The sequence below is a fragment of the Algorimicrobium echini genome (assembly GCF_900115185.1).
In the GTDB taxonomy this organism is placed as follows: domain Bacteria; phylum Bacteroidota; class Bacteroidia; order Flavobacteriales; family Flavobacteriaceae; genus Algorimicrobium; species Algorimicrobium echini.
On sequence record NZ_FOVN01000001.1, the window covers coordinates 32,134 to 53,519 of the forward strand.

The window sequence follows — 21,386 nt, forward strand, 5'->3', positions numbered from 1 at the left end:
TTTTTATTCACTTTTAATTCCTTACCCTAATTTCTTTTTTTTATAAATTTCTTACTGCTTCTTTAAATTGACGTCCGCGATCCTCATAGTTTTCGAACAAGTCAAAACTTGCGCACGCAGGAGACAGCAGGACATTATCACCAGACTCGGCAATTTTATAAGCTATTTTTACAGCTTCACTCATGTATTGTGTTTCAACCATGATATCTACCATAGACTCAAAATTTTCAAATAGTTTTTTATTATCAATTCCTAAACAGATAATGGCCTTTACTTTTTCATTAATAAATGGAAATAACTCTTGATAATCGTTGCCTTTATCTTGCCCTCCAACAATCCAAATGGTTGGTGCATTCATGCTTTCTAAAGCGTAATAGGTGGCATTAACGTTTGTGGCTTTAGAATCGTTAATATAATTCACCTTATTAATTTTCAATACTTGTTCCAACCGGTGTTCTACACCATGAAAATTTTCTAAACTTTCACGAATAGTTTGTTTTCTTATTTTTAATAAGTGTGCAACGGTAGACGCTGCCATGGCATTCTTAATATTGTGTTTTCCTTGTAATGCTATATCCTTTGTTGGCATAATTATTTGGTTATTATCTATTGTTATTTTTAATGTCTCATTTTCTAAATACGCACCATTTCCAATAATTTTCGTTAATGAAAATGGTAATAATGTTGATTGAACTGGATGTTTCTCAAGCCAATTGGTGATTACGGCGTCATCAGCATCATAAATCAAATAATCTTCTGATGTTTGATTCATTGCAATTCTAAATTTTGAGGCGATATACTTATCAAACTCATAATCATACCGATCCAAATGATCTGGTGTTATATTCAACAAAACCGCTATATGTGGTTTAAAATACATGCAGTTATCCAATTGAAAACTGCTTATTTCTAGCACATAATTTGGAAAATTATTTTCCAAAACTTGCTTTGCAAAACTGTCACCTATATTCCCTGCCAATCCCACTTCTAGTTCCTGTTTTAACACGTGATGCGTTAATGAAGCAGTTGTCGTTTTTCCGTTGCTACCAGTAATACCCACAAGGGTTGCTTTTGTGTATCTTGTTGCAAATTCAATTTCAGAAATCACTGAAATATCTTTTGCCTTTAATTGCTTGACAATTGAAACCGTATCTGGAATTCCAGGGCTTTTTACAACCAAATCTGCATTTAAAATTTGTGATTCTGTATGCTGTTCAGACTCCCATTCAATCTCATTATGTTTAAGAACGTTTATATATTTCTCTTTAATTTTCCCTTTATCGGAAACAAAAACTTTAAACCCTTTAGCCTTTCCTAAAAGAGCGGCTCCTACACCACTTTCTCCTCCACCTAGTACGATTAATCGTTTCATTTTAAATCAAGGCTTTTATTACTATCTAATTTTCAAGGTTACAATGGAAATAATGGCGAGTAAAATGCCAATAATCCAAAACCGTGTCACTATTTTACTTTCATGATAACCTGATTTTTGATAGTGATGGTGTAAAGGGGACATTTTAAATATCCGCCGTCCTTCACCGTATTTCTTTCGGGTATATTTAAACCAACTTACCTGCATGACGACAGATAGGTTTTCTGCCAAGAAAATCCCACATAACACAGGAATTAACCACTCTTTTCTTACAGCTATGGCAATTACGGCTATAATTCCGCCTATGGTTAAGCTACCTGTATCTCCCATAAAAACTTGAGCAGGATAGGTATTGTACCACAGGAAACCTATGAGCGCACCTACAAAAGCCGCTATATAAATAGTAATTTCCTCAACACGCGGTATATACATGATATTTAAATAATCTGAAAAAACGATATTACCAGATACCCATGCAAAAATGCCCAGCGTTAAGACAATAATGGCTGAAGTTCCTGCTGCCAGGCCATCAATTCCATCCGTAAGATTGGCACCATTGGAAACGGCAGTAATGATGAAAATAGCAGCTAGAATAAAAATAATCCAAGCATACTTTTCCAGATCTGGACTTATCCATGTGATTAAGTCTGCATAGTCGAATTCATTTTCTTTCACAAATGGAATGGTTGTTTTCGTAGATTTTTCTTCCATTTGAAACAACTTTGATGATTCAACATCTGGGTTTGCTGCTAGTATTTCTTGCTGTTGCTCTTGTGGTAATTTTTCTTTTAATGTAACATCTGGATGAAAATATAAAGTAGCACCGACTATAATCCCTAAACCAACTTGACCAAGCACTTTAAATCGGCCTTTTAAACCTTCTTTGTCATTTTTAAATTTCTTGATATAATCATCAATAAACCCAATAGTTCCCATCCAAAGCGTGGTAATAACTAATAGAATGATGTAAATGTTTCCTAATTTCGCAAATAACAACACAGGAATTAAGGTTGCTAGAATAATAATAATTCCACCCATAGTTGGCGTTCCAGCTTTCTCTACTTGACCGTCTAGACCTAAATCGCGAATGGTTTCACCTACTTGTTGTTTTTGAAGAAAACGAATAATTCGTCTCCCAAAAATTGTAGATATCAACAAGGACAATATGATAGTCACAGCCGCTCTAAAGGTTAAGAAACCAAATAAAGCAGAGCCTGGAAAATCATAATACTTGTCTAAATATTCAAATAGGTAATACAGCATATTATTTTTCTAATTGTTTTAATAATTCTTGAACAATTTTAAAATCATCGAAATCAAAACGTTCACCATGTATTTCTTGATAGGTTTCATGCCCTTTCCCAGCAATAAGAATAATATCATTGGGTTTTGCCATTTGACAAGCTGTTTTAATGGCTTGTTTTCTATTAATTATTGAAACGGTCTTTTTAAAATTTTGAGGCTCAACACCTGCTTCTACCTCATTTAAAATCGTTTCTGGATTTTCTGTTCGTGGATTATCACTGGTAAAAACAACTTGAGTACTCAAAGCGGAAGCAATATGCCCCATTTTTGGTCGCTTGGTTTTATCGCGATCACCACCACAACCAACAACCGTTATAAGTTCTTCGTTTTTTGTTCGGATGCTATTAATGGTTTCCAATACATTTTTCAAAGCATCAGGTGTGTGTGCATAATCTACAATAGCAGTGATTTTTGATTCTGAAATTAGATACTGAAAACGACCTGAAACACTTTTTAAATCGCTTACCAACCGTAAAATTTCAACTTTTTCTAACCCTAATAATTCAGCGGTTGCGTAAATAGCCAACACGTTATAAGCATTGAAACTCCCAATTAAACGTGTCCAAACTTCGTTATCATTAATTTTTAACAATAATCCTGTAAACTGATTTTCTAAAATTTGCGCTTTATAATCTGCATAACTTTTTAAGGCGTAGGTATATTTTTTAGCTGCGGAATTCTGCAACATCACTAAACCATTTTTATCATCTACATTTACAAGTGCAAATGCATCTTTAGAAAGCCCATCGAAAAATGCCTTTTTAACATCGCGATATTCTGCAAAACTGCTATGATAATCTAAATGGTCGTGTGTTAAATTGGTGAAAATCCCACCTTTAAAGTGCAAACCTTCAGTCCGTTTCTGGTGAATACCATGCGAGCTAACTTCCATAAAACAAAACTCGACTCCAGCATCATTCATTTGCTTTAAATAGCTATTAATAGTTATAGAATCTGGTGTAGTATGTGTGGCCTTGAATTCCATATCGTTTACCATAATTTTAACGGTAGACAATAATCCAACTTTGTAACCAGCACTTTTAAACAATTGGTACAACAAGGTGGCAATTGTTGTTTTACCATTAGTACCTGTAACACCAACTAGCTTTAAATTAGCCGAAGGCATACCATAAAAATTTGAAGCCATAATAGCCAAAGCACTCGATGTATTTCTTACTTCAACATAAACTACATTATCAGCTAAAGTATCTGGCATGTGCTCACAAATAACAGCCACACAGCCTTGTTTAATGGCTGTTTGAATATAATCATGACCATCTGAAACCGTGCCTTTTATAGCAATAAACACATCCTTTGTAGTTACCTTTCTAGAATCGAAAACTAGATTATTAACAGACACAGTTGTACTTCCTGCAACAGCAAGTAAGGGTACTTTATAGAGTATGTCTTTTAATATCATCATGACGCTTGAATAGTTACTATTTGGTTTTTCTTTATTTTTTGGCCTTTAGAAATAGACTGACCTTTTACTGGACCAACACCTTCCACTTTCACCTTTAACCCCATGTTTTCCAATAGAGCTATGGCATCCATAGCTGGCAAGCCAATAACATTTGGCATGATAGTTCTATAGGTTTGTGCTGTTTTAAAATAGGCGTTATATTCAGCGTTCACCGCAATATCATTTACTTCCAAAGTCTCAACCTCATCTATTATTGGTGTATCGGTGAAGATTTTTTGAGCAATCCGTTTAAAAACTGGACCTGAAACATCAGCTCCATAAAAGCCTTTCTTGACACTTGGTTTATGAATAACCACAATACATGAATATTTAGGGTTTTCAGCTGGAAAATAACCTGCAAATGAAGATACATACCGTTTATTTTCATTCCAGTCTTCTTTCCAATACTCTGCTTTAGCAGTTCCAGTTTTGCCAGCCATAGAAAAATAAGGTGAGTACAACGAATTTCCTGTGCCACGAACAACCACATTCTTCAAAATTTCCTGCATTTCCTTGATGGTTTTATCCGATGCTATTTTCTTATTGATGATATACTTTTCGAACGTTTCTATATTTTTATCGAGCTCTTTTACTGATTTAATAAAACGCGGTTTCACCATAACACCATTATTAGCAATAGCATTATAAAATGTAAGAGTTTGCAACGGTGTTAATTCCATATTGTAACCGTAGGCCATGGAAGGCAAAGCATTCTTACTCCAAATATCATCACCTGGACTAGGTATTACCGGTTTACCTTCACCCAGAATAGGCAGTCCTAAAGGCTTGTGTAACGACCAACTCTTTATACGATTGATAAATTTTTCAGGGCTTTTAGAGTAATGCTCGTCTATTATAGAAGCCAACCCAATATTGGAAGAAACCTCTAATGCACGAGCTGCCGAAATTTTCCCGTAACCACCATGCTTGGAATCTGTAATTGCACGACCATAAAACATTTTCCGACCTTTTTTGGTATCGACAATTGTTGATGTATCAATAACCTTATCTTCCAAAGCTGCCATTAAAGCCATTACTTTAAACGTAGAGCCAGGCTCATGAGATTCACCTACAGCATAATTTAATTTTTCATAATATCCACCGCTTTTCGTTTTTCCTAGATTAGAAATTGCACGAATTTCGCCTGTAGCCACCTCCATTACAACAACACAACCGTGCTCTGCTTGATAAAACTCCAACTGCTGCAATAAAGCATGATGTGCTATATCTTGAATATTAACACTTAAGGTCGTGTAAACATCATAACCATCTTGTGGTTCTATTTGATTAAAATCTGCAATAGGTTTCCATTGCCCTTTTCCAATTTTTTGTTTTAAACGCCTACCATCTGTACCACGTAAATATTTAACCCCAAATGCACCATCAATTCCAGCTCGAGTTGCGTTGCCATTTTCATCAAAACGCTCATACCCAATGGATCTTTGTGCAATTCCACCTAAAGGATGCTCCCGTTTCGTTGTTTGCTCAACAATTAAACCACCTTTAAAAGCACCCAAACTCAATAATGGAAAATTACGAATACGCACATAATCTGAATACCCAATATCGCGAGCTAGCAAATAATATCTGTTTTTATTAGCACGTGCTTTTCTAATTTCTTTTTGATAGTAAGACGATGGCTTTCCTGAAAATTTAGATAGTGAATCGCATAATGGTTTTAACAGTGATTCAAACCGAGTAGAGGTTGGCGTTAATGCATCTATACGAATATCGTATTTTGGAATAGAGGTAGCCAATAAATTACCATTAGCCGAGTAAACATTACCTCGGTTGGCAGGAATTACTACATTATCTATAATGCGCTCTTCGGCCATGCTTCGGTATTTTTCACCATGTAGCATTTGGATGCTTAAAAGTTTAAACACAACTGCTAGAGCGAAGATGAACATACATCCTGCTACAAAATACAATCGGTTTAATATGTTCTTCTCGTTTGTTGCCAAGCTGAACTACTTTTGAGATTTAACTTTAATCTTGGTTGGTGGAATTTCAGAAATTGCCAATCCTTTTTTTTCCATTTTCAATTCTACAACGGTTTCTTTTTTCAGCTCCATTAAGCGCGTCCTACCATCAACAAAAGCCGACCGCAACTCTTTAGCTTCATTATTTAATCGGGCAATGTGATGCACTTTTTTGTCTGCACTGTGTGAGCTGGCTATCATAACAATTGCTAAAACAGAAACAAACAAAATCATCCGCCAGCTTTTAGGCGCATCTTCGTTTATTAAAAACGTTCCTTTTAGTATGTTATTAAACCCTTTTTTCATTGTATATTTAATAGAATTATATTTTTTTAGCTATTCTAAGTTTAGCACTTCTTGCTCGATTATTTGCCTTAACCTCCTCTTTCGACGGTACAATTAAACTACCAACTTTTTTTAATGGCACTTCAAAATTACCATAGACATCACGCTCTGGTTCACCTTCAAAAAGCCCATTTCGTATAAATCGTTTTACCAGCCTATCTTCCAAAGAGTGATAAGAGATAACACTTAAACGCCCACCTGGAACCAAAATTTCTGGCGCTTGTAACAAGAACGCTTTTAACACTTCTATCTCCTGATTTACTTCAATACGAATAGCTTGATATATTTGTGCTAATACTTTATTCTCCTTTTTATGTTGAAGAAATGGCTTTAAAGCCAATTTCAATTGATCGCTAGTTTTTATTGGTTCTGTTTTTCGATATTCTAAAATGGCGCGAGCCATAGCATTTGCCTGCCGTAATTCACCGTATTGCCAAAGCACTTGACTTATTTGCGCTTCTTCATAATCATTGACAACATGATATGCAGACAACTCACTTTTCTGATTCATTCGCATATCTAAATTTGCCTCAAATCGGGTAGAAAAACCACGTTCTGCCACATCAAACTGATGAGACGACACGCCAAAATCAGCTAAAATACCATCTACCGCTTTCACACCGTAGAATCGCAAAAAACGCTTCATAAACTGAAAATTTTCATGAATTAGCGTAAAGCGCTCGTCATCAATTGTGTTCTCAAGTGCATCTGGATCTTGATCAAAAGCATAAAGCTTCCCATTCACCCCTAAACGCTTTAATATTTCCCTGCTATGCCCACCACCTCCAAAGGTAACATCCACATAAACACCGTCTTCTTTGATATTTAAACCATCAACGGTTTCTTTGAGTAAAACTGGATTATGATATTCCATAGTCGTCATCGTCTTGTCCCATTACCTCTTCAGCCAAATCGGCAAAATCGCCTGTGGCATCATCAATAACCTGTTCGTATTTATCTTTATCCCAAATCTCAACTATGTTTATTGCACTAGACATCACAATTTCTTTTGAAATATCTGCAAAAACCACCAAATCCTTTGGAATAAGCAAACGCCCTGTAGCATCAACTTCAACAATCTTTACACCAGCCGTAAAACGACGGATAAAATCATTGTTCTTTTTCTTGAACCGATTAAGCTTATTAACTTTCTGCATAAGCGCCTCCCATTCTGCCATTGGATACAATTCCAAACACGGTTGAAAAACTGCTCGCTTCAGAACAAAACCATTTTGAAGAGCTGGCGCTAATTGTTTTTTCAGCGCAGCAGGCAACATCAAACGTCCTTTTGCGTCTACTTTACATTCGTATGTTCCTATTAATGAGCTCAAAGCGGTTTTTGTCGATTCTCGGGTTTAAGTTTCAAATATATTGAAAATTTTACCACCTTTTACCACTTTCTACCACTTTGTTGATAATTTTTCGATTATCTGTTGTTAAATGGGCTCATAAACACCCAAACAAGCACCTTATCTATTACCTATCAAGTATTTAAACCATACTAAATTTTAACATAATTCAATTGTTAATATCTTGAATAGATTTCAACCTTGGAGGTTTCAAGAAATATGGATATATTATCAATGATTTACCTATATTTGTTTTAAAGAAAAGACTAACCAATTAATGGCGCACAGATTAAAAAAAGAAAAAAGCTATAGTTACATAGAGGTAGGTGAAGGTAAACCCATAATTGTTTTACATGGTTTAATGGGTGGATTGAGTAATTTTGACTCTGTAACCAACTATTTCAGTCAAAAAGGATATCGGGTAATTATTCCCGAATTACCAATTTACTCCATGTCGCTTTTAAAGACAAACGTTAAAAGTTTTGCCAAATACCTACATGACTTTATAGAATTTAAAGAGCTTGAAGATGTAATCTTATTGGGAAACTCCTTGGGTGGTCATATTGGATTGTACCACACTAAATTATATCCTGAAAAAGTAAAAGGCTTAATTATAACAGGAAGCTCTGGACTTTACGAAAGCGCTATGGGAGGCGGTTATACAAAGCGTAGTGATTATGAGGTAATTAAGAAAAAAGCTCAAGATGTTTTTTACGATCCTGAAGTAGCTACAAAAGCCATTGTTGATGAAGTTTATGAAACTGTAAACGACAGACACAAACTAATAAAAACCTTGGCTATTGCTAAAAGCGCTATCCGTCATAACATGGCAAAAGATTTGCCAAATATGAAGACACCAACTTGTATTATTTGGGGAAAAAACGATACGGTTACACCTCCAGAAGTGGCAGTTGAATTTGATGAACTATTACCAGATTCAGAATTATTTTGGATTGATAAATGTGGCCACGCAGCCATGATGGAACATCCCGATGAATTTAACACCATTCTAGATGGTTGGTTAACAAAACGCGGACTATAAAACAGTAACTCTTAAAAACCCAAAATTCTGGGAAAAAGCTATGGAAATTAAATCGGCAGAATTTGTAATGAGCAATTCTGATGTTGCAAAATGTCCCAAAAACTTGGTTCCTGAATATGCCTTTATTGGCCGAAGTAATGTTGGGAAATCCTCATTAATCAACATGCTTACCAGCAGAAAGAGTTTAGCTAAAACATCAGGAAGACCAGGAAAAACACAACTCATAAACCATTTTTTAATTAATAAAAATTGGTATTTGGTAGATTTACCAGGATATGGGTATGCACGTGTTTCTAAAAGCTCAAAGAAAACGTTTCAGAAATTTATAACTGATTACTTTACACAACGCGAGCAATTGGTATCCGCTTTTGTTTTAGTGGATATTAGACACAAACCGCAGCCAATAGATTTAGAGTTTATGGCATGGATGGGTGAAAACGGCATTCCTTTTTCCATAATTTTCACCAAAGCTGATAAGCTCAAACCGCAAGCCATTTTAAACCATGTAGCCGATTACAGTGCTATTATGCTAGAAACATGGGTCGATATGCCCAATTACTTTATTACATCTTCCTCAAAAAGTATTGGTAAAGAGGATGTCTTGAATTACATTCATGAGCTGAATGAAAACATGATGGAGTGAGTGCTGTTAATTATTATGACGACTTCACATCTAAAGCATCCCGAAGCGCATTACCCATGAGCATAAATGCCATAACCAAGCTCATAATACAAAACCCTGGAATTAATGCCAAATACGGCTTGCCAAGTATGATATAGTTATAATGATCTTTTATCATAGCTCCCCAACTTGCCATAGGTGGTTGTGCTCCAATACCCAAAAAGCTCAAACCACTTTCAATTAGAATAGCGGCTGCAAAATTAGCTGCCGAAATAACAATAACTGGTGCCATAATGTTTGGTAAAATATGCTTGGTAATTATTCTAAAATCATTAAATCCTAGCGCACGAGCCGCAGTAACATACTGCATTTCTTTTACACCCATTACTTGACCACGCACAACACGAGCCACTTCTACCCACATGGTTAATCCTACAGCGATAAATACTTGCCAAAAACCTTTTCCTAAAGCTAACGTAATGGCAATTACTAAAAGCAAGGTTGGTATAGACCAAGACACATTTATAAACCACATAATAATAGCATCCACGCGACCACCAAAATAGCCAGCCACACTACCCATAAAAATGCCAATTACCAAAGAGATAAAAACAGCTATAAAACCTATAAAAAAAGATATTCTAGCACCAACAAGTATCCTACTTAATAGATCTCGACCATATTTATCAGTACCAAAAAGAAAGGTTTTATTTGAAATTAATTCATGTTCAGAAAGGCCGTTCATTCCTATTGATTTAGTCAAACCCTCTAAACCATCAGACGCATATTCTGTATAGGATAATGTATTATTTTGGATAGAATAAGCCGTTATTGGGATTTCAGTATCTTGAATTTTTTTTCCAAAAAACACATTTGACAGGAACGATTGTTCAATTTCTGATTGTTGCGGAATGGTCAGCATTTGAACCGCAAACCCGGGTTTTTTTGAATGAATAGATAAATGCATCTGATTCGCATACTGCGAATTATCAGGCGCTATTACATATGCAAATATGGAAATGAGCCCAATAAAAACAATAAATCCCAAACTAAAAACGCCCCAGAAATCTTTCTTAAATTTCTGGAGCGCTAATTGACTTAATGAGTTTGATTGTTGACTCATGAATTCTTTAATCCTTAACTGTCGCTATTTTTTTAATATTATATGATGTTTTTAAATCTTCTAAAACATGCAATGCCTCTTCCACATAAACGTCCTTACTTAAACTTTCATGCCAGCGCTGACGCTTATCCCTTAAAACCGTATCCTGTTCAAATAGCTGCTGTTCATAGGGTAAAGATTCATAAGTTAAATTCGTTTTATACTCGCCGATTTTATCAAATGTTTTGGACTCTGTTTCATTAGCGTCCAATTGTGCTTTGTATTCTTCATAATTTAATGGATAGGTTTTTTCATCCATTCTAGCACGAACCCATTGTGCATTATCAGCAATTAACTTTAATTGTTCATTATTCTTCATACGCTCATTACTCATTTTAATGGTTGTATCGTAATCAAAATATCCTTCCCATAATTTATAATCGGCAGCATCTATTTCATCCCAAGAAAGCGGATTTTTCTGATCCTTTTCACCAATATCAATAAAACTGAAACGGTCTGGAACTATTACATCACTTTTTACACCTTCCAATTGTACCGATCCTCCATTTATTCTATAGTATTTTTGTCTAGTTACTTTTAAAGCACCCAAATCGCCTTCTTTATTATTCCTAACCATATCATTTAAATCGTAAAATGATTGAACAGTTCCTTTTCCGTAGGTTTGTTTGCTTCCAATTATAATAGCGCGTTTATAATCTTGCATAGCAGCTGCCATAATTTCGGATGCTGATGCTGAAAACTCATTGACTAGGATGACTAATGGACCATCCCAAACAATAGATTTATCGGTATCATTTAATACTTCTTTAGGATTTTGTGTTGAACGTACTTGAACTATTGGACCATCTTCAATAAACAAACCTGCCATTTCAACAACAGCTTGTAGTGAGCCTCCACCATTATTCCGTAAATCCAATACTAGACCTTCCATGCCTTGCTTTTTAAGTCGAATAATTTCGTTCTTAACATCTGTAGCGGCATTTAACTTTTGATAATCTTCAAAATCAGCATAAAATTTTGGTAAATTAATAACGCCAAACTTCTTACCATCTTTTTCAACAAAAGCTGATTTTGCATGAGTTTCTTCTATTTCAACAATATCACGTGTAATTTTAATAACTTTAGATGTACCATCCACCTTTTTAACAGTTAAAAACACGTTTGTTCCTTTAGGGCCTTTTATGAGTTTAATAGCATCATCAATACGCATTCCTGTTATTGTAACAGGCTCTTTTTCGTATTCTTGACGCACTTTCACTATTATATCGCCAACTTCTAATTCTTTACCTCTCCAAGCAGGTCCTCCAGAAATTAATTCAACAATTTTAGTATTATCATTTCGCTTTTGTAAGCGAGCACCAATACCTTCTAACTTTCCAGCCATGTCTTGGTTAAAAGCTTCTTTATCTTGTGGCGCAAAATAGGTTGTATGAGGATCAAATTCTTGAGCAATAGCATTGATATACATAACAAACCAGTCATCACGATCCATATCATCAATATAATCGTTGTAGTAAACGTCTATTGTTTTCAAAGTAGCTTCGCGCGATTCTTTTTCAATTTCTGCTACTGATTTTTTAGCAACACGATCAATCTTTAAAGAATCTGCTTGCGCATTCGTTTTCTCTAAATTTTTTTGTTCGTACATTAACTCATCATAATTTGATAAATTACTGTACTTTAAACGTTGTCTCCAACGGTCAATTAACTCTTTCTTATTTTTTACGTAACCTATATTATCATAATCTGCATCATAGGTTTCGTTTTTAGAATAGTCGAAAGGCTTTGCTAAAATATCCTTATAAATTACTTTAGCTTCCTCGATACGCTTAATTAAACGCTCATGAGTTAAGTTAAAGAATGAAATGTCGTAAGCTTTTAACTGGTTGTCTAATTCTTTTTTATACTTCGAAAATTCTTCAATATCCGATTTATAAAAGTATTGTTTCAACGGATCAATTTGATCCAAATAGTCAGTGTAAACTGCTTCCGAAAATGTATCGTCCATAGCTTTAGGATCAAAATGACCACGCTCTAAAACGTAAGTTATTACTTGAATAAGCAGTTTATCCTTATCTGGATCATCAAATGTTTTGGTAGTAAAACTACAGGATGCAAATGCTAGAAGGAGCAAGAGCACTAATATGTTATAATTCCTTTTCATAAGTCTCAAAAAAAGCATAGATTATTTTTCACTAAATTAACGAAAAAACCATGCCAATTTAACCAATTGCTATTAATTTTTTGTTAAACCATATAAATTCAGGCATTACGCACGATTTTATGTATTTTAGCACCCTTAATATACGGTAAAAAAATGACAAAAAGACCACTGATTCTAGTCACAAATGACGATGGAATAACTGCACCTGGCGTTCGCGCATTAATAGAAGCTGTTCAAGATTTGGGCGATATTGTTGTAGTAGCACCAGACAGTCCGCAAAGCGCTATGGGACATGCTATTACCATAAATTCTACACTCCATTTAGAGCGTGTAAAAATTGATGAATCTGGGCGCACTGAATTTAGTTGCTCTGGCACACCAGCTGACTGTGTAAAGTTAGCGGTTAATGAAATTCTTGACAGACGTCCAGACCTTTGTGTTTCAGGCATAAACCATGGTTCAAACTCATCAATTAATGTAATTTATTCAGGAACCATGAGTGCCGCTTTAGAGGCTGGAATTGAAGGTATTCCCGCTATTGGTTTTTCACTTTTGGATTACAATTATAACGCTGATTTTTCAGCTGCTAAAATAGTTGCTAAAAAAGTTACCCAAGAGGTTTTAAAAAATGGCTTACCCAAGGATGTTGTTCTAAATGTAAACATTCCTAACATTAAGAATGACGCTATTAAAGGCATTAAAGTTTGCCGACAGGCAAAAGCTAATTGGCAAGAAGAGTTTGATAAGCGACAAACTCCACAAGGCAAAGATTACTATTGGTTAACAGGAAAATTTGTTAATTTAGATAAAGGAGAAGACACTGATGAATGGGCATTAGAAAACGGTTATGTTTCTGTTGTTCCTGTTCAATTTGATTTAACCGCTCACCATTACGTGCAGCAATTAAATACATGGAATTTTAATGATTAAAAAAGAAGTTTTTATAGGTCTACTAGTTGGTTTAATTGCCAATGCTATAGGTGTTTATTTAGCTGCCATGGCTTTAGGGAATCACCAAGATATTATATTAGCACTAAAAAATGCTTCGGCGGAAGGTTTTTTAGGAAAACTAGTTAGTTTAGGTGCTATTTTAAATTTGATAACCTTTTTTATTTTTATTAAGAAAAAACAAGATTATCGAGCAAGGGGTGTCCTTTTAGCAACCGTTATCATTGCAGTTTCAACGTTTTTGTTTAAATTTATATAGTATGAAATATTATATAATTGCTGGCGAAGCATCAGGGGATTTACATGGTTCCAACTTGATGAAAGCCCTAAAAAAAGAGGACCCAAAAGCTGAATTCCGTTTTTGGGGAGGCGACTTAATGGAAGCTGTTGGTGGCACTTTAGTAAAACATTATAAAGAACGTTCTTTTATGGGTTTTGCTGAAGTAATTATGAACATATCGGCAATTTTTAAAGATTTCGATTTATGTAAAACCGATATTTCCGAATACCAACCAGATGCTATTGTTTTCATAGACAATTCTGGTTTTAACCTGCGAATTGCTAAATGGGCTAAAAAACAAGGCTTTAAAACCAATTATTATATTTCACCACAGGTTTGGGCTTCTAGAGCAGGTCGTGTAAAAGATATTAAACGGGATATTGATGCCATGTATGTCATTTTACCGTTTGTTGAAACATTTTATAAAACCCATAATTATCCTGTAACATTTGTTGGCCACCCACTTATTGATGCTATATCTGGTCGTGAACAAATAAGCGAAACGGCATTTAGAGCCGAGAACGAATTAAGCGAAAAACCAATAATTGCACTATTACCTGGCAGTAGAAAACAAGAGATTTCTAAAATGTTGTCAGTAATGTTAAGTTTGACACCTGATTATCCAAACCATCAATTTGTAATTGCAGGTGCTCCAAGTCAGGATTATGATTTCTATAAGCAGTTTATTAAAAACTCTAATGTCCATTTTATTTCAAATAAAACCTACGACTTATTAAGTGTTGCCTCTGCAGCATTGGTAACATCAGGAACAGCAACACTAGAAGCTGCTTTATTTAAAGTTCCAGAAGTGGTTTGCTATAAGGGCAGTTGGCTGTCCTACCAAATTGGCAAACGTTTGGTAAAACATATTAAGTACATATCGTTAGTAAACTTAATTATGGACAAAGAAGTTGTAACTGAATTAATTCAAGATGATTTTACCCGAAAAAATCTCAAAATCGAACTCGATAAAATTCTTGATCAATCAACTAGAAACAAACTCTTTTTGGATTATTACGAACTTGAAAAAAAATTAGGTGGTAAAGGTGCAAGCGCTAAAACGGCTCAACTCATATACAAGTCGCTTATTACATAGTAGGTTAATTTTCAAATAATTTTTTGTTTGAAATATCAATACCTGTAAGCGTTTCTTGCAAGGATTTAGCAATGGCATACCCCAATAATGGAGGAACCGCATTCCCAATTTGCTGATATTGACTCAAACCCTTTTCCCAACTCATTTTGGTACGCATACCTTGAAAAATAAAGGTATCAGGAAAAGATTGCAATCGCGCACCTTCACGAGCCGTAAAATTTCGATGTAAAAACGGATGAATAAAATTACTTTGAAATGAAGCTGCAATAGTTGGCGCAGGCTTATCGGCATGTAAGCGTTGATTATTTTGCGAAAAAACTATTTTCGACTTCTCTTTCGGGTTTCCGCGCTTTACAGCCGCATGCTCTTGCGATACATGAGCCAATGATTCGCCTGCCTTAATTACCTGAAACCGACTAATTAATCGTTGGGTATGACGCATAGCTATGTGATTATAAACCAACGTGCTTTGTTTCCTAATAAATTCTTGGTAGGCATTTGATGCTTTCGTTTTATACGTCATTTTTTCGGTTCCTTCCGATGCGTTTATTTGTGGCAAATCGGAAATAGCGTCCCAAACGGTAACTGGTTTTTTGTAAGTTTTCTTTGGAAAAACAGGCTGTTTATTTAAATCCTTTCGGATGCCAATCATAATAACCCGTTGTCTATTTTGTGGCACACCGTAGTCTGACGCTGTAAGCACTTGATAGTCTACCTGATATCCTATTCCAGCATTTTCAAACTCTTTTTGCATAAGTTTAATAACCTGCCCTTTTTGCATGGATAACAAGCCACGCACATTTTCCATTACAAAAGCTTTGGGTTGTAAATCGGTAACCACGCGTACAAACTCATAAAACAATTCGTTTCTAGGGTCTGACTTTGCTTTATTTCTATTTTTATTGGCTAATGAAAACCCTTGACAAGGCGGACCACCAACAACCACATCTACCGTTTTTAAAAGGTGTTTTTTTAATTCATTTGTTGAAATGTCTCGTAGATCGTTTTTAATAAACGGCACATCTGGAAAGTTGTAAGTATAAGTTTTTTCACAATTTTCGTCAACATCACTAGCTAATAACGTTTGAAATCCAGCCCATTTAAAACCAAGTGCTAACCCTCCACAACCCGAAAACAAATCCACTACATTCATATTGTAAAATTCCTTTGAAAGTTTAAAAGTAACCGTTTTATACGTGTTGACCAACCAACTTTTTAAGTTGTTATTATTTTTTATAACAAAAATGTGTATTTTTGGAAACATGCAAAAAAGCTTACTCATTTTACTATGTTTATTCTGTTTTTCGGCTTGTAAGTCGACAAAAAATGCGTCTAAACCATCCAAACGCACCTATAAATCAGCACCTACTCGAAGCACGAATACCAGCAGCACTTATGAAACTACTGCAGAATCGATTATTGATTATGCTAAAACTTTTGATGGTGTAAAGTATAAGTATGGTGGAACCACTAAAAAGGGAATGGACTGTTCTGGTCTTGTTGTTACATCATTTAAAAAAGAAGCCATTCAATTGCCACGAACCACGTCTCAATTAGCTGTAACAGGTGATTGGGTTGATGTAAAAGAAGTAAAAAAAGGCGATTTGTTATTTTTTGCTACCAATAAAAATAGCCGAAACGTTAATCATGTTGGAATTGTAACAGAGTCTCGCACTGGTTTTGTTGAATTTATTCATGCGTCCACAAGTCGTGGTGTTATGATTTCAGAGCTTTCTGAAAAGTATTGGTACTTTGCTTTCGTTCAAGCCAGACGAATCTTGTAAGTTATTTTCGTAACTTACTATTGTGAAACTTCTTGATTTTCCAATAGTTAAACTAACATGTTTTTTTATGTTAGGCATTTTAGTGAGTTTGCAGTTGGCATTATCGCTGAAACTGTCTGTGATTATAACACTCCTACTTCTATTTACACTTACCATCACTTATTTTATAAACCGAAACCAATTTAAACAATCCATTTGGTTTGGATTAACCTGCTATACCATGATTTTAAGCTTGGGAAATTTAAGTATGAAGGTCCATAATCATTTAAACTACAAGCATCATTACACCTATGAATATAAAATTTCTGAAAGCAAATTTTCACAATTCCAATTACAGATTTTAGAAGTTTTAAAACCTAATTCATTCAACCAACGCTACGTTGCTGAAATAAAAACCATAAATGGGAGTCCTGTTTTTGGAAATATTTTACTAAATATTAGTAAGGACAGCAGTTTATTGAATTTTCAAGTAGATGATAAAATTGAAATCAACGGCAGTTTACAAGAACTTTACAAACCTTTAAATCCGCATCAATTTGATTACAAAAGGTATTTAGAAAACCATCAAATTTATGCTCAAATTTATAGCCAAGCTAAATTTATTTCTGTTCTATCAACTAAAAAACACAGCATTTATGGTTTGGCTGATTTTGTAAGGCAACGCATTAATAAAAGTCTCCAGAAATACAATTATAGCACATCTGAATTGGCGGTCATAAATGCACTACTTTTAGGGCAGCGTCAAGATATTGACAAGGAATTATACTCTGATTATGTAAATGCTGGCGCTATTCATATTTTAGCGATTTCTGGGTTACACATAGGCATTATCCTGTTTATTTTAAAGTGGTTGTTTAAACCGTTTATACGCATTAAATATGGTCGCTACTTAACAGCCATCATTATACTTTTTATACTATGGAGTTATGCTGTTATTGCTGGATTATCACCTTCCATTTTACGAGCCGTAACCATGTTTAGTGTAATTACAATAGGCATGTATTTAAAACGACCTTATAACATTTATAACACACTGGCCATTTCAGCTTTTATATTACTCATATTTAACCCAATGATACTATTTGAAATTGGGTTTCAATTAAGCTATTTAGCTGTTATTGGCATTGTTGCTATCCATCCTTTGCTATTTAAACAATTAAAAACACCATTTTGGTTTCCAAATAAAATAATCACATTAATAACGGTTTCATTGGCCGCACAATTAGGAATTTTCCCTTTAAGTCTTTTTTATTTTCATCAATTTCCAGGATTATTTTTATTAACGAATGTGGTTGTGATTCCATTTTTAGGATTTATTTTAGGCTACGGATTGTTAATTTTCGGGATGGCTTTAATCGGTGTACCTAAAAGTTTGCTCACAGATATTTTTGGCGATATTATTAGCCTAATGAATCACTTTTTTAAATGGATTGCGCATCAGGAAGCTTTTATTTTTAAAGATATTCCCATGAATTGGTTTCTCGTTATTGGATTATATCTAATAATTCTGCTTTTCACGAGGTATTTTATATCCAAATCATTCAGCAGACTTGTATGTGCTTTGGTAGTAACCTGTATGTTTCAAATAGGTCTGTTTTTTAATCAGTATTGGTATAGTAGCAGGAATGAATTAGTTGTATTCCATAAAAGCAGACACAGCATGATGAGTAAAAAATCTGGATTAAACTTGCAGGTATTTCACGATTTGGATAGCCTAAAATTGAATTTAGATTATAACATACCAAATTACCGTGTTGGGAGTTTTATTAAGCAAATAGACTACCAAGCTATTCAAAATGTATATCGGTTCAACCAAAAACAATTTTTAATAATCGACAGTTTGGGCATTTATCAAAATATATCATTTCATCCGGAATATATTATTTTGAGTCAATCGCCAAAAATTAATTTAAATCGACTTATAGACTCATTAAATCCCAAGGTTATTATTGCTGATGGTAGCAACTTCAAATCCTATGTAAAGCGATGGACAGAAACCTGTAGAAAGCGAAAACGCCTTTTTCACTATACAGGTGAAAAAGGCGCTTTTATATTGAAAGAAGACTAAATTAGTTTGTAAACTCTGGTTTAAAAGCTTGAGCAAACGCTTGAAAATCTTGCTGTGTTTTAAAATTGGTGTGCTCATTATTTTTAAACACTTTTAAATACAACTCCAATTGCTGTGGTGTTTGATAACCAATAATAGGTGCTAATAAATTAGCGTCTTCATCCAAATATACAATAGTTGGATACGATCGGATACTAAAATAACGCGCTAGTTCATGGCCGGAATTACGTTTATTAGCCTTTGCAGGATCATAACCTGGATTGGTGTAAGTCTTTCCTTTAAAGGTGACGGTTTCGTTTCCCTCGGCATTAAATTTTACGGCATAAAAATGTTTATTAACATAATCTGCCACGTCTTTATTTTGAAAGGTATTTTTATCTAACATTTTACAAGGACCACACCAATTGGTGTACATATCCATCATAATTTTTTTAGGATTTTTCTTTTGAAGCTTCACGGCTTCTTCCAAGGTAATCCAGTTAATTTCTTGCGCCACGCCTACAGTTGTAAAACCGATGACTACTAATAAAGTGTAAAATAAATTTCTCATGTTGTATTTGTTGTGATATACCTTTCGAACTTACAAAAAACACGCCAAAAAGGCGTGTTTTGAATTAATTTTAACAATTTTTTTTCGATTAACGAACGCCATGCATTAACTTTTTAAGTATTGGATTTAATACCATTGACACCAGACCAATAGCGGCTGGTACAATTGTAAAAATTAAAAAGAAGGTACTTAAAGAATATTCGGCTGTTATTTTATCAATCATACCACCCATTGTTCCAGCTGCTTTTTGCCCGATGGCGATAGCTAAATACCAAATACCAAACATAAATCCAATCATTCGGCCTGGCACTAATTTACTTAAATAAGATAAGCCTACTGGCGAAATACATAATTCGCCCATGGTATGAAGTAAATAGGCTAATATTAAAAATATCATACTTACAGATGCTGTTTGTGCACCTTGTGCCACTCCCATGGTTCCAAGAACTAGAATACCAAATCCTAAACCTAAAAGTACCAATCCGATTCCATATTTCATGGCAGCACTTGGGTTATATTTACTTTCCCACCATTTAGAAAACAAAGGAGCTAGAGTAATAATAAAGAATGAATTTAAGATACCAAACCATGTAGCTGGAACTTCAGTAGCGTCTTTACTAAATTCATTATTAATTTTATAAAATACTATATACCATAGGAATGCAAATGAGATAGCCAATATCACATTAGAATAGGGTATTTTAGAGTATGTTTTCTTAAACAATAAGTATAAAACCCAAGTAATAATAGCTAATGGACCAACTGTTAATATTAAATCTATAATTTTGAAGACCATTGCCGAACTTCCTGTTAAAGCTCTTTCAGTATAATCTCTAGCAAACAGGGTCATAGAACCTAATGATTGCTCGAAAGCCGCAAAAAAGAATACCGTAAATATCCCGAAAACAGAAACGGCAATAATGCGGTCTCTAATAACTCTAGAATAACGTGAAATCCTAGTAATTATCAAATATAAGAACAGAACTAAAGCTGTTAAAACAGTAACATTTGAACCATCCAATCCACCGATATTAAAATCTAAAATATTAACATCACCAATTTTAGACATTGGGTCGTTAAACAAATAAAGAATTCCACCTAAAGAAGATAACAAAATTAGAACTTTATCGAGTGTAGTAAAAGGATTTAACTTTTCTGAAGCCTCACTCGTATCGTGTTCTTTCGGACTTTCTTCATTAATATTTTGAGGTAATTCTACTTCATGAACTCTTGAAGGGCGTTCTCCAATTTGGCCAAATAAATCTTTTGCTAACCAAAATTGAATTAATCCTAAAAGCATAAAAATTCCGGCTAAACCAAATCCGTAACTCCAACCTATATTCTCGGCTAAATAACCACATAGCATCATACCAAAAAAGGCACCAGCATTAACTCCCATATAGTAAATGGTGTAGGCGCCATCTTTTTTAGACTCTTTACCTTTATACATTTCAGAAATCATAGAAGTCATATTAGGCTTAAAAAAACCCGTTCCAACAATTAAAAATCCTAAACCTAAATACAGAGAAAAAGGTGTTTCAAAAACCATTGACGCATGGCCTAGCATCATAAGAAAGCAACCAATAATAACAGCCCATTTATAACCTGTATATTTATCTGCAAGCCAACCTCCTAGAATTGGTGTTAAGTACAAAAGCGAACCATAAGTTCCAATTAAGGATAAGGCATGTTCTCTAGGCCATTCCCAACCTGGATTATCACTAATTATTGGAGCTGTTAAAAATAAAACCAAAAGAATTCGCATTCCATAAAATGAAAATCGCTCCCACATTTCGGTAAAAAAGATTACAAACAATCCTGCTGGATGACCAATTACTTTGTCTTTAAATAAATTTTCAATATCAGTATTCATAATATAGTTAGTTTAAAATAA

19 protein-coding genes are annotated in these 21,386 nt (G+C 34.5%); 7 read left to right on the forward strand and 12 right to left on the reverse strand.

Annotated elements, in window-relative coordinates:
- Positions 1-40: 40 nt before the first annotated feature.
- Genes murD through mraZ form a run of 7 tightly spaced genes read right to left on the reverse strand, consistent with a single transcriptional unit; the run spans position 41 to position 7,797 of the window.
- A complete protein-coding gene (murD, locus tag BM239_RS00160; RefSeq protein WP_092205641.1) occupies positions 41-1,372 on the reverse strand; it encodes a UDP-N-acetylmuramoyl-L-alanine--D-glutamate ligase in 1,332 nt (443 codons plus the stop codon).
- 21 nt (positions 1,373-1,393) lie between these two features.
- Positions 1,394-2,635, reverse strand: a complete 1,242-nt coding sequence (gene mraY, locus BM239_RS00165) for a phospho-N-acetylmuramoyl-pentapeptide-transferase (protein ID WP_092205642.1) — start codon at positions 2,633-2,635, stop codon at positions 1,394-1,396.
- Between the two features lies 1 nt (position 2,636).
- On the reverse strand, positions 2,637-4,100 hold the full coding sequence (locus BM239_RS00170) for a UDP-N-acetylmuramoyl-L-alanyl-D-glutamate--2,6-diaminopimelate ligase (RefSeq protein WP_092205643.1): 1,464 nt from the start codon (positions 4,098-4,100) through the stop codon (positions 2,637-2,639).
- Entirely contained in the window at positions 4,097-6,049 is a 1,953-nt protein-coding gene (locus BM239_RS00175; RefSeq protein ID WP_092205644.1) for a penicillin-binding protein, read from the reverse strand. The genes BM239_RS00170 and BM239_RS00175 overlap by 4 nt, the downstream gene beginning before the upstream one ends.
- Positions 6,050-6,109: 60 nt before the next feature.
- Positions 6,110-6,427: an FtsL-like putative cell division protein gene (locus BM239_RS00180; RefSeq protein ID WP_092205645.1), complete on the reverse strand. Its 318-nt coding sequence runs from the start codon at positions 6,425-6,427 to the stop codon at positions 6,110-6,112.
- 16 nt (positions 6,428-6,443) lie between these two features.
- The gene (rsmH, locus tag BM239_RS00185) at positions 6,444-7,340 is read right to left on the reverse strand and encodes a 16S rRNA (cytosine(1402)-N(4))-methyltransferase RsmH (RefSeq protein WP_092205646.1); all 897 of its coding nucleotides are present in this window, start codon (positions 7,338-7,340) and stop codon (positions 6,444-6,446) included.
- A complete protein-coding gene (mraZ, locus tag BM239_RS00190) occupies positions 7,327-7,797 on the reverse strand; it encodes a division/cell wall cluster transcriptional repressor MraZ (protein WP_092205647.1) in 471 nt (156 codons plus the stop codon). The genes rsmH and mraZ overlap by 14 nt, the downstream gene beginning before the upstream one ends.
- Positions 7,798-8,092: 295 nt before the next feature.
- Between mraZ and BM239_RS00195 the strand changes: the two genes are divergently transcribed.
- Together BM239_RS00195 and yihA are read left to right on the forward strand one after the other, a co-directional pair.
- Positions 8,093-8,857 carry an alpha/beta fold hydrolase gene (locus tag BM239_RS00195; RefSeq protein WP_092205648.1) on the forward strand — a complete coding sequence of 255 codons (765 nt, stop codon included), beginning with the start codon at positions 8,093-8,095 and terminating at the stop codon, positions 8,855-8,857.
- 40 nt (positions 8,858-8,897) lie between these two features.
- Positions 8,898-9,500 carry a ribosome biogenesis GTP-binding protein YihA/YsxC gene (gene yihA, locus BM239_RS00200; RefSeq protein WP_092205649.1) on the forward strand — a complete coding sequence of 201 codons (603 nt, stop codon included), beginning with the start codon at positions 8,898-8,900 and terminating at the stop codon, positions 9,498-9,500.
- Positions 9,501-9,513: 13 nt separating this feature from the next.
- On the opposite strand, the gene BM239_RS00205 is transcribed toward yihA, so the two are convergent.
- Together BM239_RS00205 and BM239_RS00210 are read right to left on the reverse strand one after the other, a co-directional pair.
- A complete protein-coding gene (locus BM239_RS00205) occupies positions 9,514-10,602 on the reverse strand; it encodes an ABC transporter permease (protein ID WP_092205650.1) in 1,089 nt (362 codons plus the stop codon).
- Positions 10,603-10,609: 7 nt separating this feature from the next.
- Positions 10,610-12,766 (reverse strand): carboxy terminal-processing peptidase, encoded by a 2,157-nt coding sequence (locus tag BM239_RS00210; RefSeq protein WP_092205651.1) that lies wholly within the window; start codon positions 12,764-12,766, stop codon positions 10,610-10,612.
- A 153-nt stretch (positions 12,767-12,919) separates the two neighbouring features.
- Between BM239_RS00210 and surE the strand changes: the two genes are divergently transcribed.
- From surE to lpxB, 3 genes are read left to right on the forward strand one after another with little or no spacing between them, the layout of a single operon-like run.
- Entirely contained in the window at positions 12,920-13,696 is a 777-nt protein-coding gene (gene surE / locus BM239_RS00215) for a 5'/3'-nucleotidase SurE (RefSeq protein WP_092205652.1), read from the forward strand.
- Positions 13,689-13,973: a hypothetical protein gene (locus BM239_RS00220; protein ID WP_092205653.1), complete on the forward strand. Its 285-nt coding sequence runs from the start codon at positions 13,689-13,691 to the stop codon at positions 13,971-13,973. The genes surE and BM239_RS00220 overlap by 8 nt, the downstream gene beginning before the upstream one ends.
- Position 13,974: 1 nt before the next feature.
- Positions 13,975-15,090, forward strand: a complete 1,116-nt coding sequence (gene lpxB / locus BM239_RS00225; protein WP_092205654.1) for a lipid-A-disaccharide synthase — start codon at positions 13,975-13,977, stop codon at positions 15,088-15,090.
- A gap of 4 nt (positions 15,091-15,094) precedes the next feature.
- On the opposite strand, the gene BM239_RS00230 is transcribed toward lpxB, so the two are convergent.
- The gene (locus BM239_RS00230) at positions 15,095-16,372 is read right to left on the reverse strand and encodes a DNA cytosine methyltransferase (RefSeq protein WP_245758156.1); all 1,278 of its coding nucleotides are present in this window, start codon (positions 16,370-16,372) and stop codon (positions 15,095-15,097) included.
- On the opposite strand from BM239_RS00230, the gene BM239_RS00235 reads away from it, so the two are divergent.
- Entirely contained in the window at positions 16,353-16,874 is a 522-nt protein-coding gene (locus tag BM239_RS00235; RefSeq protein WP_092206724.1) for a C40 family peptidase, read from the forward strand. The two genes, BM239_RS00230 and BM239_RS00235, sit on opposite strands and share 20 nt — an antisense overlap.
- A gap of 67 nt (positions 16,875-16,941) precedes the next feature.
- Entirely contained in the window at positions 16,942-18,942 is a 2,001-nt protein-coding gene (locus BM239_RS00240) for a ComEC/Rec2 family competence protein (RefSeq protein WP_092205655.1), read from the forward strand.
- A 1-nt stretch (position 18,943) separates the two neighbouring features.
- Here BM239_RS00240 and BM239_RS00245 read toward each other — a convergent pair whose 3' ends face one another.
- On the reverse strand, positions 18,944-19,492 hold the full coding sequence (locus BM239_RS00245; RefSeq protein WP_092205656.1) for a thioredoxin family protein: 549 nt from the start codon (positions 19,490-19,492) through the stop codon (positions 18,944-18,946).
- A gap of 88 nt (positions 19,493-19,580) precedes the next feature.
- Positions 19,581-21,365: a peptide MFS transporter gene (locus BM239_RS00250; RefSeq protein WP_092205657.1), complete on the reverse strand. Its 1,785-nt coding sequence runs from the start codon at positions 21,363-21,365 to the stop codon at positions 19,581-19,583.
- Positions 21,366-21,386: the final 21 nt, after the last annotated feature.